This is a genomic window from Sphingomonas kyeonggiensis (assembly GCF_030812785.1).
In the GTDB taxonomy this organism is placed as follows: Bacteria; Pseudomonadota; Alphaproteobacteria; order Sphingomonadales; family Sphingomonadaceae; genus Sphingomonas; species Sphingomonas kyeonggiensis_B.
On the sequence record NZ_JAUSTJ010000001.1, the window covers coordinates 311,658 to 324,323 of the forward strand.

Sequence of the window (12,666 nt, forward strand, 5' to 3'; positions counted from 1 at the left end):
CATGACCGATATCGCCCTTCACGCGCATGACGATCATGCGCACCACGATGCCGATCACAAGCCGGGCTTCTTCGCCCGCTGGTTCATGTCGACGAACCACAAGGACATCGGCACGCTCTACCTGATCTTCGCGATCGTCGCGGGCATCATCGGCGGCTCGATCTCGGGCCTGATGCGTGCCGAGCTGATGCAGCCGGGCATCCAGTATCTGCCGACCTGGCTCGGCATGCTGCACGGCGAGGCCAAGTTCGACGACGCGATGCACTTCTGGAACGTGCTGATCACCGCGCACGGCCTGATCATGGTGTTCTTCATGGTCATGCCGGCGATGATCGGCGGCTTCGGCAACTGGTTCGTCCCGATCATGATCGGCGCGCCGGACATGGCGTTCCCGCGCATGAACAACATCTCGTTCTGGCTGCTGATTCCGGCCTTCCTGCTGCTGCTCGCCTCGCCGTTCGTCGGCATCGGCGCGGGCACCGGCTGGACGGTCTATGCGCCGCTCTCCACCTATGGCGAGCCCGGGCCGTCGGTCGACATGGCGATCCTGTCGCTCCACCTCGCGGGCGCCAGCTCGATCCTGGGCGCGATCAACTTCATCACCACCATCTTCAACATGCGCGCGCCGGGCATGACCCTGCACAAGATGCCGCTATTCGTCTGGTCGGTGCTGATCACCGCCTTCCTGCTGCTGCTGGCGCTGCCGGTGCTCGCCGCGGCGATCACCATGCTGCTGACCGACCGCAACTTCGGCACCGCCTTCTACGATCCGCAGTACGGCGGCGACCCGATCCTCTACCAGCACCTGTTCTGGTTCTTCGGCCACCCCGAAGTGTACATCATGATCCTGCCGGGCTTCGGCATCGTCAGCCAGATCATCGCCACCTTCAGCCGCAAGCCGGTGTTCGGCTATCTGGGCATGGCCTACGCCATGGTCGCGATCGGCCTGGTCGGCTTCGTCGTGTGGGCGCACCACATGTTCACCACCGGCATGTCGGTCACCGTGAAGATGTACTTCACCGCCGCGACCATGGTGATCGCGGTGCCGACCGGCGTGAAGATCTTCTCGTGGATCGCCACCATGTGGGGCGGCTCGATCAGCTTCAAGACCCCGATGGTCTGGTCGATCGGCTTCATCTTCATGTTCACCGTCGGCGGCGTGACCGGCGTCGTGCTCGCGAACGGCGGCGTCGACGACTATATGCAGGACACCTATTACGTCGTCGCGCACTTCCACTATGTGCTGTCGCTCGGCGCGGTGTTCTCGCTGTTCGCCGGCTTCTACTACTGGTTCCCGAAGATGTCGGGCCGGATGTACAACGAGCTGCTCGGCCAGCTGCACTTCTGGATCTTCTTCATCGGCGTGAACGTGATGTTCTTCCCGATGCACTTCCTGGGCCTGCAGGGCATGCCGCGCCGCTATCCGGACTATCCGGACGCCTATGCCCATTGGAACTATGTCGCCACGATCGGCTACATGATCATGGCCGCATCGATGATCCTCTTCTTCGTCAACGTCATCCTGTCGCTGCTCGCCGGTCGCAAGGCCGAGGGCAACCCGTGGGGCGAAGGCGCGACGACGCTCGAATGGACGCTGTCGAGCCCGCCGCCGTTCCACCAGTTCGAGACGCTGCCGGTGATCGAGGATCACGGCCACCATTGAGCCGGGCCGAAAGGCTGAACTAGAAAGCGCCCCGGGAGGAAACTTCCGGGGCGTTTTCATTTGCGGGGCACACCGTTGCCGCCCGCGCCGGCGGCGGATAGGCTGAAGCAATGCTGCGCTGGTTGCCCCTTGTCGCGCTTTCATCGCTGAGCAGCCCGCTGCCGCGCGACGACTTGCGCTTCGACGCAGCCGGAAGCCGGCCGAAATGGCGGCTCCTGATCGAGAGCGGCAACCTCGAATGGCACCAGCTTGAGCCCCGGCGGGACCGACGCAGCGGCTATGTGAGCACGATCGCGCGCGGCGCCGGAATGGTGCGGATCGACGGAGCAATCGTGATCGAGAATCTCATCCCGATGGGAACCTCCCGACGCGGCCAGCCCCTGGTGTTCGTCGAATCTGAAGAGGAGCCGTTGTCGATCGAAGTGACAGAGGCGCCGTGCCGGGACGAGCAGCGCAACCGCGTCTATCCGACCCGGGTCGTGGTCACTCTGAACAAGGACTATCTCTGGCGCGGTTGCGGCGATTCGCTCGCGGTTCTCGATGCCGGGCTGACCAAGGCGCGCTGAACGCAACTTGCGTCGGGCGGGCGGCTGGAGGACGATCGGGCATGGCAGACATCATCAACCGGTGGAGGCGCTGGCTTCGGCCAAATGCCAGGACCGGCCCACCGTCGCCCCGATTTCCGCGCCCTGAGCCCATGCCCGACTGGTCGAGGTTCAACGACTATTACGACCTGGCCAGGGCGATCCACACGGCGATGCCGATGTCGGCCGACGCCTTTCTCGATGGACCGTTCCGGCGCTTCCTCGAGCTGTCCAGCACCGACGAGCATCCCAGGGCCCGCGCCCGCACCATGGAGTTCGCCACCGGCGCCTTCCGAGGCCAGTGCGAGGCCATGGCCGAACGCGGCGAACCGGTCGACGCGTTCGAAGCCCGGGCCTGGGCACTCGCCCACGCGTATCTCGATGAGGCGCCGAACGGCGACTATATGATCGAAGTGCTCGAAGGGCGCGCCACGCACAACTACCGCGCCCCGGCAAGGGACTGAACGGACAATCCGTCCACTTCCCCCGTGGCCCGCTCCGGCCTATAGCTCCTGCACGACCATGAGCACCGCTTCCGCCACCGTAACCCTGCCCGCCGACTGGCGTGATTTCCTCGCGCTGACCAAGCCGCGGGTGATGACGCTTGTCGTCTTCACCGGCCTGTGCGGCATGCTCGCCGCGCCGGTGCCGATCCACCCGATCCTCGGCTTCACCGCGATCCTGTGCATCGCGCTGGGCGCGGGCGCGGCGGGGGCGCTCAACCAATGGTACGAGGCCGATCTCGACGCCAAGATGAAGCGCACCGCCAAGCGGCCGCTGCCTGCCGGGCGGATGGACCGCCAGTCGGCGCTGCACTTCGGCGTGGGCCTGGCGGGCTTTTCGCTCGCCCTGATGTATTTCGCGATCAACCTGGCGGCGACGCTGATCCTCGCCGCCTCGATCCTGTTCTACGTGTTCGTCTACACGATCTGGCTCAAGCGCCGGACGCCGCAGAACATCGTGATCGGCGGCGCGGCCGGCGCCTTCCCGCCGATGATCGGCTGGGCCGCCGCGACCGGCGACGTCAGCACCATGCCGATGCTGCTGTTCGCGCTGATCTTCCTGTGGACGCCGCCGCATTTCTGGGCGCTCGCGCTGTTCGTGAAGACCGATTACGCCAATGCCGGCGTGCCGATGCTGCCGGTGGTGGCAGGCGAGCGCACCACCCGCATCCAGATCGGGCTCTACACCCTCCCGATGATCCTGTGCGCCGCCGCGCCCTGGCCCCTCGGCTATACCGGCGCGATCTACGGAATCATCGCCGCGGTGATGTCCGGCCTGTTCCTCGCCATGGCGGTGCAGGTGGCGATCCGCCGCTCCGAGCCCGACGATGCGATGGTCCCTGAGAAGCGGCTGTTCAAATTCTCGATCCTCTATCTGTTCATTGTTTTCGGCGCGCTCGTCGTCGACAGGTGGTTCGCATGACCGATGATCTGATCAAGACCCCGCCCACGCCGATCGACGAGGCGGAGCTGGTCCGCGCCCGCCAGCGCAGCCGCGCCGTGGTGATGGCGGTGCTGCTCGGGCTGTTCGTGGTGCTCGTCTTCGCCATCTCGATCGTGAAGATCCAGCTCGGCCACGGCGGATGATCCGGATCAGCCGCAACCTGCGCGTCGCGATCCTCGCCGGCATCGGCGTGTGCTCGATGACCGGGCTCGGCTTCGCGGCGGTGCCGCTCTACCGGATGTTCTGCGAGGCGACCGGCCTCAACGGCACGACGCAAAGGGGCCTGCGGGCCCCTGGCAGCGTCGGCCAGAAGATCACGATTGCCTTCGATTCGAACGTCGCCAAGGGCATTCCCTGGAAGTTCCAGCCCGAGCGCCGGTCCGACACGATCGACATCGGCGGGCGCGACATGGCGTTCTTCACCGCCACCAACACCTCCAACCGCGAAGTGACCGGCACCGCGACGTTCAACGTCACCCCGGTGTTCGTCGGCAAGTATTTCACCAAGATCCAGTGCTTCTGCTTCACCCAGCAGACGCTGAAGCCCGGCGAGACGGTGCGCATGCCGGTGATCTTCTATGTCGATCCCAAGATCCTCGACGATCCGGACGCGCGCGACGTGCAGGAGATCACCCTTTCCTACACTTTCTTCCCCGCCGATTCGCAGGCAGTGAAGGACGCCGCCGCCAAGGCGCACTGAGCGAAACCGCCGCACGCGCGAGGATTGTTGCGGGATGCGATTTCGCACCCTAAGCTCCCGCGCAAAAGCATTAGGACAGGGAAGATCGATGGCCGGGGCTAAGAATCACCAGTACCATATCCTTCCACCCAGCATCTGGCCGCTTTTCGGGTCATTTGCTGCGTTCGTGCTCGCGGTGGGCGGCATCATGGTGATGCACAAATATACGAGCGCCTATCTGGTCTTCTTCTCCGGGCTGACGCTGGTGGCGATCACCATGTTCGGCTGGTGGAGCAAGGTGATCCAGGAAGCGCATGCCGGCGATCACACTCCGATCGTGCAGCTCCACCTGCGCTACGGCATGATTCTGTTCATCGCTTCCGAAGTGATGTTCTTCGTCGGCTGGTTCTGGGCCTGGTTCGACTTCTCGCTCTTCCCCTCGCACGTCGAGGCGGTCGGCGGTCAGTGGCCGCCCAAGGGCATGGAGGTGCTCGACGCCTGGAAGTTCCCGCTGCTCAACACGCTGATCCTGCTCTGCTCGGGCTGCACCGTCACCTGGGCGCATCACGGCCTGATCCACAATGAGCGCGGCGGCGAGAAGAAGGGCCTGTGGGGCCTGCTCGGCGTCGGCGAGAATGACAGCGTGCTCAAGGGCCTGTGGCTCACCGTGATCCTCGGCCTGACCTTCAGCAGCCTCCAGGCCTATGAATATGCCGAGGCGCCCTTCCCGTTCCAGGCTGCGGCCGAGCATGGCTCGAGCTATGGCGGCGCCTTCTTCATGGCGACCGGCTTCCACGGCTTCCACGTGATCGTCGGCACGATCTTCCTGATCGTGAACCTGGTCCGCGCCTACAAGGGCGACTTCACCCCGAAGCAGCATTTCGGTTTCGAGGCGGCGGCCTGGTACTGGCACTTCGTCGACGTGGTGTGGCTGTTCCTCTTCGCCTCGATCTATGTCTGGGGCGGCTGGGGCGCGCCGGTCCACGCCGGCTGAGCGTGACCGACACCGATAGCGATTCTCTCGGGGGAGGCGGCCCAGTGTCGCCTCCCCCGATCCTTTCCGGGACCAAGGGCGCCTGCCCGCGCTGCGCCGCGCCGACGCTGTTCCGCAGCTTCACCGGCTTTGCCGACCGGTGCACGGCCTGCGGGCTCGACTTCACCCGCTTCAACGTCGGCGACGGGCCGGTGGTGTTCCTCACCCTCGGCATCGGCGCGCTGGTCACCGGGCTGGCGCTCTGGGTCGAGTTCACCTTCCAGCCCGGCGTACTGATCCACGCGCTGCTCTGGATCCCGGTCACCGCCGCGCTGGTGATCCTGGCGCTGCGCTTCTCCAAAGGCCTGCTGCTCGCGCTCGAATATCGCAACCGCGCCGGCGAAGGGCGCGTTCGGAGCGAATGATGCCGCGCTTTCCGCTGATCCCGACGATCCTCGTCGCCCTTGCCGTCGCCGCGATGATCGGCCTGGGCGTCTGGCAGCTCGAGCGCCGCGGCGAGAAGCTGGCCGCGCTCCAGCAGTACGCCGCCAATTTCGACAAGCCCGAAATGGCCTTCCCGCGCCTGCCGGTCGGCGACCAGTATCTGTTCCGCCGCGCCACCGCCTATTGCCTCCAGGTGGTCGGCTGGCAGAGCCAGGGCGGCCGCTCGATCAAGGGCGGCAACGGCTATCGCCACCTCGCCCAGTGCCGCACCGGCGCGGAAGGCGCGGTACTGCTGATCGACATGGGCGTGGCGCCCGATCCCAAGTTCCAGCCGGTCTGGAAGGGCGGCAAGGCGACCGGCACGATCACCCACGCCCCGGATCACCGCCCGCTGCTCGCCGGCCTGTTCGACAGCGAGCCCAAGCATCTGATGCTGATCTCGGAGAGCGCCGCACCGGGGCTGGAGCCGACCGCCAGGCCGGACCTGTCCAGCGTGCCCAACAACCACCTCGCCTATGCGGTGCAGTGGTTCCTGTTCGCAGCTGTAGCTTCGGTGATCTATCTGCTGGCGCTGAAATGGCGGCAGAAGCCGAAGCCATAATCGTCATCCCGGCGAAAGCCGGGATCTCAGGAGATGGCCCGGGGAAAGAGCCGCACGAGATCCCGGCTTTCGCCGGGATGACGGAGTGGGGCGTGCGCTTGGGGGAATAGCGCCCCTAAACATAGCCTATCTTGTCCCCCTCCCCGCTCCCCGCTAGGCCCCGCGCTCATGCACTATCAGAGCACCCGAGGCACTGCGCCGCTGCTTGGCTTCCGTGACGTGACCCTTGCCGGCCTGGCGAGCGACGGCGGCTTGTACGTCCCGACCCAATGGCCGAGCTTCAGCCGCGCGGACATCGAGAGCCTCAAGGGCCTCTCCTATGTCGAGACCGCCGTCCGGGTGATGGCCCCCTTCACCGCCGAGGACCTGAGCGAGGAAGAGCTGCGCGCGCTCTGCGAGCAGGCCTATGGCCGCTTCTCCCAGGCCGCGGTCACCCCGCTGGTCCAGCTCGACCACAAGCATTTCCTGCTCGAGTTGTTCCACGGCCCGACGCTCGCCTTCAAGGACGTCGCGCTCCAACTGCTCGGCCTGCTCTTCGAGAAGTTCCTGACCGGCAGCTCCGAGCCGCTGACCATCGTCGGCGCGACCTCGGGCGACACCGGCAGCGCCGCGATCGACGCGGTCGCCGGCCGGCACGGCGTCGACATCTTCATGCTGCATCCCAAGGGCCGCGTCTCCGACGTGCAGCGCCGCCAGATGACCACGGTGCTGGCACCCAACGTCCACAACATCGCGATCGAAGGCAGCTTCGACGATGCCCAGGCGATGGTGAAGGCGCTGTTCAACGACCGCGACTTCACCACCCGCTTCCGCCTGAGCGCAGTCAACTCGATCAACTGGGCCCGGCTGATGGCGCAGGTGGTCTATTATTTCTACGCTGCGGTCCGCCTCGGCGCGCCGGCGCAGAAGGTCGCCTTCGCGGTGCCGACGGGCAATTTCGGCGACGTCTTCGCCGGCTATGTCGCGGCGCGCATGGGCCTGCCGGTCGAGCGGCTGGTGGTCGCCACCAACGTCAACGACATCCTCCACCGCGCGCTGGCCAATGGCGATTATTCGGCGGGCACCGTCACGCCGACCGCGGCGCCGAGCATGGACATCCAGGTGAGCTCGAACTTCGAGCGGCTGCTGTTCGATCTCGCCGGCGCCAGCGTCGCCGAGCAGATGGCCGGCTTCGAATCGACCAGGGCAATGCGCCTCACCAACGCGCAGCAGCAGGGCGCGGCGAAGATCTTCTCGAGCGACCGGATCACGCCCGACGAGATGAGCGAGACGATGCGCTGGGCCTCGGCCGAAGCCGCGCAGGTGATCGATCCGCACAGCGCGATCGGCCTCGCCGCCGCGCGCCGGGCGGACATCCCGGCTGACGTTCCCATCGTCACCCTGGCCACCGCGCACCCCGCCAAGTTCGCCGACGCGGTCGAGCGCGCCACCGGCATGCGCCCGAGCCTGCCCGCGCGCGTCGGCGACCTGTTCGACCGGCAGGAGCGCTACGAAGTGCTGCCCGGCACGCTGGGCGCGGTGCGCGACTACATCACCGGCATCGCCAAGCCGCGCCAATAGCCGTCACCCCGGCGAAAGCCGGGGCCCATCTCGTGCAGATGTCCCGCGCAACACAGCCGTTTTGCGTCAGGTGAGTTCAGGAGATGGGTCCCCGCTTTCGCGGGGATGACGAATTTGGGTCGGTTGTCTAAAGACCCCCCATGGACCTCATCACTCTCACCGGCGAGCCCTGGGCCGATTACGGGCTGGTCGACAGCGGCCATGGCCGCAAGCTCGAGCGCTACGGCAAATATCGCTTCATCCGTCCCGAGCCCCAGGCGATGTGGGCGCCCGCCTCCGACAATTGGGATGCGCATGGCGAATTCGTGCCGGGTGCCGACGAGGATGGCGGCGGCCGCTGGAACTTCACCAAGCAGGTAGCCAGCGAAGGCTGGCCGCTGCGTTGGGAAGAAGTCCGCTTCACCGCGCAGAACACCCCCTTCCGCCACCTCGCCTTCTTCCCCGACATGTCGCCGGTCTGGCACTGGATGCGGTCGCAGATCGACGGGATGGATGCGCCCGAGTTCATGAACCTGTTCGGCTATACGGGGGTCGGCAGCCTGGCGATGGCGGCCAAGGGCGCCAAGGTCACCCATGTCGACGCCTCGAAGAAATCGGTGGCCGAGGGCAAGGCCAATGCCGCGCTGTCGGGCATGGAGGACCTGCCGATCCGCTGGATGATCGACGACGCCGCCAAGTTCACCGCGCGCGAAGTGCGGCGCGGGCGGCGCTATGACGGGATCATCCTCGATCCGCCGAAATGGGGCCGCGGCCCGAACGGCGAAGTGTGGAAGCTCGAGGAAGGCCTGCCCGGCCTGATCGCCGACACTTGCCGGCTGCTCGACGAAAACTCCCGCTTCCTGTTCCTCACCGTCTATGCCGTGCGCATGTCGGCGCTGGCGATCGGCGAGCTGCTGCGCCAGCACGTCGCGCATCTGCCCGGCAAGGTGGAATGCGGCGAGCTGGCGGTGCGCGAGGAAGCACGCGGGCTCGAACTGCCGACCGCGATCTTCGCACGCTGGAGCCGCGGCTGATGGGCCTGTCGGTATTCCTCGCAACGGCAGTCGCCGACACCGTCGAGGGCCGCCGCCCAGGCGGGCGCCACGCGATGCTGATCTATGTCTCGGCCGACAGCTTCGAGGAAGCGCAGGCCAAGGCCGCCGGTGTCGCGCTCGGCACCGGCTGGATGCTGGTGCGGCTGGAAAAGGGCATGGAAGTCGCGGATCCGGGCGCGACCGAGGACCCGGTGCTGCGCGCTGCCGCTGCGGATGCACTGGCCGACGGCTCGGCGATGGTGGTGTACGGCGACGAGCTGCCGCCGGAAGCCTGACGCCCCGGACCTGACAAATTACCGTCATCCCGGCGAAAGCCGGGATCTCGTGCGGCTCCTTCCCTGCGCCTTCGCCTGAGATCCCGGCTTCCGCCGGGATGACGGAAAGGCTCTCTTCGACGGCACGATGACCCGCGCGCGGCCCGAACGGCCTAACTCCGCCCCATCCGAACCGCCGCCCCCGCCACGAACGGGCAGCCCGCCACCAGCAACAGGCTCACCGCGCCAAGCAGCTTGAGCGCGCCCGGCTGGTCGGCGGTGGCGCCGAAGATCAGCAGCGGCACGGCGAAGGGCAGCATGACCAGCCCGGCCAGCGCGCCGGCTCCCCGCAGCCCGGCGACCAGCGCCGCGGTGGCAACCCCCAGCGCCGCCAGCCCCGGCGTGCCGATCAGCAGCCCCAGCAGCAGCGGCGCCAGCCCCTCGCCGGGCAGTTGGAGCAGCCCCGATGCGATCACCGTCGCAGCCAGCAGCGCGGGCGCGAAACCGAGCCAATGGCCGGCGACCTTGGCCGCCGCCACCCCCGAATCGGGCAGGCCCCGCACCGCCAGCTGGTCGAGCACGCCGCTCTCCAGATCGGGCGACACCAGCCGCTCGACCGGCAGCAGCGCGGCCAGCAAAGCCGCCGCCCAAATCACGCCCGGCGCGATGCGGCCGAGCAGCTTCGCATCGGGCCCGACCGCGAAGGGAAAGAGGATCGCGACCAGCAGGAAGAACACCAGGGGCAGCGCCAACCCGCCGGTGCTCCAGGCACGCCTGAGTTCGCGCCAGATCAGGGAAGCATAGATGCTCACAGCCGCACCTCGCGCGCATCGGGCAGCGCGATCGGCAAATGCGTGGCGACCAGGGCGATCCCACCCGCCGCACGATGGCCGGCGATCAGCCCTTCGAGCAGCGCGACCGATGCGGCGTCAAGGCCATTGGCCGGCTCGTCGAGCAGCCAGATCGGCGCGGCGCTCGCCACCACCCGGGCCAGCGCGGCGCGGCGGCGCTGGCCGGTCGAGAGCATGCGGACCGGCACCTGCGCCAGGGGGCCGAGGTCGAGCGACGCCAGCACGTCCGGCACCACGTCCCGCCGGCCGTCGAGCCCGGCCCAGAAGTTGAGCGCAGCGGCAAGCGGAAGCTCGGAATCGAGTGCCGGCGCCTCGGCCATCAGCGCCCGGGCGCCCTCGCATTCGACGCTGCCGGCAGCCGGCGCGAGCAGTCCGGCGGCGATGCGGATCAGGCTCGACTTGCCGACGCCGTTCGGGCCGGTCACCAGCGCCGCCTCGCCGGGCGCGAGCGCCAGGTCGAGCCCTTCAAACAGCAGCCGTCCGCCGCGCAGGCATGCCACGCCGCGAAGGGCCAGGCCACTCACTCGGCCGAGTCTTCCAGCGCGTGCATGTCGTCGTCGGAAAGCCCGAAATGATGGCCGACCTCGTGCACCACGACATGGTTGACCAGCGATTCGAGCGTCACGCCGGTATGCGCCCATTCGTCGAGCAGCGGCCGGCGATAGAGATGGATCTCGTCGGGCATGGTCACCCCGTCCCAGGCCGATTTCTCGCCGACGGGGCGGCCCCGGTACAAGCCGGTCAGGTCGAAGGGGTCCTCGATGCCCATCGCGTCGAGCGTCTCGTCGTCGGCGAAGTCCTCGACCACCAGCACGATGTCGGCGAGATAGCCCTGGAAGGGCTCGGGGATGCGCGCAAGGGCGGCGCGGGCTAGCGCCTCGATAATGGCGGCGTCTGGGGCTTGCCCGGTCATGCCGCCGGGAATAGGCCGGGGACCGGAGCTACGGCAAGGAGGCAATGATGGTGGCGCGGTTGACCGACGGACTTCGCGAGGAATCGCTCGCGGCGCTGCCCGACTGGACCTGGGAGCCGGGGCGCGACGCGATCACCCGCAAGTTCGTGTTCAAGGACTTCAATCAGGCCTTCGGCTTCATGACACGCGTGGCGCTGCTCGCCGACAAGGCCGACCATCATCCCGAATGGTCGAACGTCTGGAACAAGGTCGATATCTTGCTGACCACGCACGACGCCGGCGGGCTCTCCACCCGCGACATCCAGATGGCCCAGGCGATCGACGCCCTGCTCTAGCCGGTGCAGCCGACCTTGCCCGGATTGGCGCGCGCATAGGCGGCGGCCATCCGGTCCATGTCGTCGACATAGGGTCTGGCCAGCTCGATCTTGATCCGCGACCAGACCGCCCAGCCGCCCCTGGTGCAGATCACCCGCACGAAATCGGCGCCCTGGCCGGCCTCGTAGTGCGCGCGCGGCATCAGCCCGTCGCGCACCCGCTCCCAGACCTGATAGGTCGCCCAGCCATGCTCGCGCATCAGATAGTCGAAGCGCAGCTGGTCCGCGGGATCGAGCGCCTGGCTGCCCTCCAGGCCCGCGCGGAACATCTCGGCGGTATCGTGCGAGCTGTAGATCGAGGCGCGGAACGACGACCATTGCGCCTGGGTGTCGTTGGCCTCGCTGCGCGCCGCGACCCGGTTGCTGTCGTAGAGCTGGAGCCCGACGAAGACGAGCGAGGCGACCACCGCCAGCGCGCTGACGATCTGGGCGACGAACGCCCAATATTCCATCCGGTCGCGGTGGAAGATCGGGCGCCGCGGCTCGCTCATTTGAACGCGCGCCGCTGCATCTTGCGCAGCGTGCCGGGCATCCAGCGCGCCATGAACCACAGCCGGTGCGCGGTCTTGCCGACGCGGGTATGGACGTCCTTGCGGGCCTCGAGCATGCCGCGAACGGTCTTCGCCACCTCCTCCACCGGGGTGATCTCCAGCCCCGCGGCGCGCACCGATTCGCGGACGTTGCGGTTCGAATCCTGCGTGACATGGTTGAGCAAGGGCGTGTCGATGAAGCTCGGCATCAGCGAGGCTACATAGATGCCGTCATGTCCCCATTCGGCGTTGAGCGCCTCGGCGAAGCCGCGCATCGCGAACTTGCCGGCGGCATAGATCGCCATGCCGGCATTGCCCGAGATGCCCGCCGCCGAGCTGGTGATGATCATCGCCGATCCGGGCGTCGCCTTGAGCAGCGCATAGGCGGCGCGGGCGCCATAGACAGCACCGTTGATGTTGATCCCCAGGCCGCGCTCGACGTCGGCGTCCGAGATCGTCTCGAGCTGGCCGCCCACCGCGATCCCGGCATTGTTGAACAGGAAGTCGAGCCGGCCGCCGCTCTTGCCGCCGAAATCGGCGAGCGCCGCCTTCCAGGCATCGCGGTCGCGCACGTCCATCGCATAGGTCTCGGCGCCGGGGATCGCGGCCTTCGCCGCCTCCAGACCGCTCGCGTTGATGTCGGCCAGGCCGACCAGCCAGCCATCCGCCGCCAGGCTCTTCGCGACCGCCAGGCCGATGCCCGATGCGCCGCCGGTGATGAATGCCGCCTTCACCGTCATGTCCCCGCCTCCTGTTCTTT

The 12,666-nt window shown here is 67.4% G+C and carries 17 protein-coding genes and 1 pseudogene; 13 read left to right on the top strand and 5 right to left on the bottom strand.

The features are described 5' to 3' along the window. Position 1 precedes the first annotated feature (1 nt). From ctaD to J2W22_RS01550, 12 genes are all read left to right on the top strand, one after another. Entirely contained in the window at positions 2-1,663 is a 1,662-nt protein-coding gene (gene ctaD / locus J2W22_RS01495) for a cytochrome c oxidase subunit I (RefSeq protein WP_307116498.1), read from the top strand. 110 nt (positions 1,664-1,773) lie between these two features. Beyond that, positions 1,774-2,229 (top strand): hypothetical protein, encoded by a 456-nt coding sequence (locus tag J2W22_RS01500; RefSeq protein WP_307116499.1) that lies wholly within the window; start codon positions 1,774-1,776, stop codon positions 2,227-2,229. 131 nt (positions 2,230-2,360) lie between these two features. Beyond that, positions 2,361-2,711 carry a hypothetical protein gene (locus J2W22_RS01505; RefSeq protein WP_307116500.1) on the top strand — a complete coding sequence of 117 codons (351 nt, stop codon included), beginning with the start codon at positions 2,361-2,363 and terminating at the stop codon, positions 2,709-2,711. A 58-nt stretch (positions 2,712-2,769) separates the two neighbouring features. Further along, a complete protein-coding gene (locus J2W22_RS01510; RefSeq protein ID WP_307116501.1) occupies positions 2,770-3,672 on the top strand; it encodes a heme o synthase in 903 nt (300 codons plus the stop codon). Then, entirely contained in the window at positions 3,669-3,836 is a 168-nt protein-coding gene (locus J2W22_RS01515) for a hypothetical protein (protein WP_307116502.1), read from the top strand. Before J2W22_RS01510 ends, J2W22_RS01515 begins: the two co-directional genes overlap by 4 nt. Then, the gene (locus tag J2W22_RS01520; protein ID WP_307116503.1) at positions 3,833-4,393 is read left to right on the top strand and encodes a cytochrome c oxidase assembly protein; all 561 of its coding nucleotides are present in this window, start codon (positions 3,833-3,835) and stop codon (positions 4,391-4,393) included. Before J2W22_RS01515 ends, J2W22_RS01520 begins: the two co-directional genes overlap by 4 nt. A gap of 88 nt (positions 4,394-4,481) precedes the next feature. After that, a complete protein-coding gene (locus J2W22_RS01525) occupies positions 4,482-5,366 on the top strand; it encodes a cytochrome c oxidase subunit 3 (protein WP_307116504.1) in 885 nt (294 codons plus the stop codon). A 44-nt stretch (positions 5,367-5,410) separates the two neighbouring features. Beyond that, the gene (locus tag J2W22_RS01530) at positions 5,411-5,770 is read left to right on the top strand and encodes a DUF983 domain-containing protein (RefSeq protein ID WP_307116505.1); all 360 of its coding nucleotides are present in this window, start codon (positions 5,411-5,413) and stop codon (positions 5,768-5,770) included. Beyond that, a complete protein-coding gene (locus J2W22_RS01535) occupies positions 5,770-6,390 on the top strand; it encodes an SURF1 family protein (RefSeq protein WP_307116506.1) in 621 nt (206 codons plus the stop codon). The genes J2W22_RS01530 and J2W22_RS01535 overlap by 1 nt, the downstream gene beginning before the upstream one ends. A 168-nt stretch (positions 6,391-6,558) precedes the next feature. After that, complete coding sequence (gene thrC / locus J2W22_RS01540) at positions 6,559-7,950, top strand: threonine synthase (protein WP_307116507.1); 1,392 nt, start codon at positions 6,559-6,561, stop codon at positions 7,948-7,950. Positions 7,951-8,090: 140 nt separating this feature from the next. Beyond that, positions 8,091-8,963, top strand: a complete 873-nt coding sequence (locus J2W22_RS01545; RefSeq protein ID WP_307116508.1) for a class I SAM-dependent methyltransferase — start codon at positions 8,091-8,093, stop codon at positions 8,961-8,963. After that, complete coding sequence (locus tag J2W22_RS01550) at positions 8,963-9,259, top strand: hypothetical protein (RefSeq protein WP_269573105.1); 297 nt, start codon at positions 8,963-8,965, stop codon at positions 9,257-9,259. Before J2W22_RS01545 ends, J2W22_RS01550 begins: the two co-directional genes overlap by 1 nt. A 152-nt stretch (positions 9,260-9,411) precedes the next feature. Here J2W22_RS01550 and J2W22_RS01555 read toward each other — a convergent pair whose 3' ends face one another. From J2W22_RS01555 to J2W22_RS01565, 3 genes are read right to left on the bottom strand one after another with little or no spacing between them, the layout of a single operon-like run. After that, positions 9,412-10,050, bottom strand: a complete 639-nt coding sequence (locus J2W22_RS01555) for a heme exporter protein CcmB (RefSeq protein ID WP_307116509.1) — start codon at positions 10,048-10,050, stop codon at positions 9,412-9,414. Continuing rightward, complete coding sequence (ccmA, locus tag J2W22_RS01560; RefSeq protein WP_307116510.1) at positions 10,047-10,613, bottom strand: heme ABC exporter ATP-binding protein CcmA; 567 nt, start codon at positions 10,611-10,613, stop codon at positions 10,047-10,049. Before ccmA ends, J2W22_RS01555 begins: the two co-directional genes overlap by 4 nt. Continuing rightward, positions 10,610-11,002 (bottom strand): metallopeptidase family protein, encoded by a 393-nt coding sequence (locus J2W22_RS01565; RefSeq protein WP_307116511.1) that lies wholly within the window; start codon positions 11,000-11,002, stop codon positions 10,610-10,612. The genes ccmA and J2W22_RS01565 overlap by 4 nt, the downstream gene beginning before the upstream one ends. Positions 11,003-11,040: 38 nt before the next feature. Here J2W22_RS01565 and J2W22_RS01570 point away from each other — a divergent pair. Beyond that, positions 11,041-11,337, top strand: a pseudogene (locus J2W22_RS01570) (4a-hydroxytetrahydrobiopterin dehydratase); the annotation flags it as partial. Here J2W22_RS01570 and J2W22_RS01575 read toward each other — a convergent pair. Together J2W22_RS01575 and J2W22_RS01580 are read right to left on the bottom strand one after the other, a co-directional pair. Next, positions 11,334-11,867 carry a hypothetical protein gene (locus J2W22_RS01575; RefSeq protein ID WP_307116512.1) on the bottom strand — a complete coding sequence of 178 codons (534 nt, stop codon included), beginning with the start codon at positions 11,865-11,867 and terminating at the stop codon, positions 11,334-11,336. The pseudogene J2W22_RS01570 and the gene J2W22_RS01575 sit on opposite strands and share 4 nt — an antisense overlap. Beyond that, positions 11,864-12,646, bottom strand: a complete 783-nt coding sequence (locus J2W22_RS01580) for an SDR family oxidoreductase (RefSeq protein WP_307116513.1) — start codon at positions 12,644-12,646, stop codon at positions 11,864-11,866. Before J2W22_RS01580 ends, J2W22_RS01575 begins: the two co-directional genes overlap by 4 nt. Between the last annotated feature and the right edge of the window lie 20 nt (positions 12,647-12,666).

Excerpts from the sequence above, each read along its gene's own strand:
- J2W22_RS01500 (WP_307116499.1), top strand. The coding sequence starts at position 1,774 with ATGCTGCGCTGGTTGCCCCTTGTCGCGCTTTCATCGCTGAGCAGCCCG.
- ctaD (WP_307116498.1), top strand. The coding sequence starts at position 2 with ATGACCGATATCGCCCTTCACGCGCATGACGATCATGCGCACCACGAT.
- thrC (WP_307116507.1), top strand. The coding sequence starts at position 6,559 with ATGCACTATCAGAGCACCCGAGGCACTGCGCCGCTGCTTGGCTTCCGT.
- J2W22_RS01525 (WP_307116504.1), top strand. The coding sequence starts at position 4,482 with ATGGCCGGGGCTAAGAATCACCAGTACCATATCCTTCCACCCAGCATC.
- J2W22_RS01580 (WP_307116513.1), bottom strand. The coding sequence starts at position 12,646 with ATGACGGTGAAGGCGGCATTCATCACCGGCGGCGCATCGGGCATCGGC.
- J2W22_RS01505 (WP_307116500.1), top strand. The coding sequence starts at position 2,361 with ATGCCCGACTGGTCGAGGTTCAACGACTATTACGACCTGGCCAGGGCG.
- J2W22_RS01550 (WP_269573105.1), top strand. The coding sequence starts at position 8,963 with ATGGGCCTGTCGGTATTCCTCGCAACGGCAGTCGCCGACACCGTCGAG.
- J2W22_RS01545 (WP_307116508.1), top strand. The coding sequence starts at position 8,091 with ATGGACCTCATCACTCTCACCGGCGAGCCCTGGGCCGATTACGGGCTG.
- J2W22_RS01520 (WP_307116503.1), top strand. The coding sequence starts at position 3,833 with ATGATCCGGATCAGCCGCAACCTGCGCGTCGCGATCCTCGCCGGCATC.
- J2W22_RS01510 (WP_307116501.1), top strand. The coding sequence starts at position 2,770 with ATGAGCACCGCTTCCGCCACCGTAACCCTGCCCGCCGACTGGCGTGAT.
- J2W22_RS01535 (WP_307116506.1), top strand. The coding sequence starts at position 5,770 with ATGCCGCGCTTTCCGCTGATCCCGACGATCCTCGTCGCCCTTGCCGTC.
- J2W22_RS01515 (WP_307116502.1), top strand. The coding sequence starts at position 3,669 with ATGACCGATGATCTGATCAAGACCCCGCCCACGCCGATCGACGAGGCG.
- J2W22_RS01575 (WP_307116512.1), bottom strand. The coding sequence starts at position 11,867 with ATGAGCGAGCCGCGGCGCCCGATCTTCCACCGCGACCGGATGGAATAT.
- J2W22_RS01565 (WP_307116511.1), bottom strand. The coding sequence starts at position 11,002 with ATGACCGGGCAAGCCCCAGACGCCGCCATTATCGAGGCGCTAGCCCGC.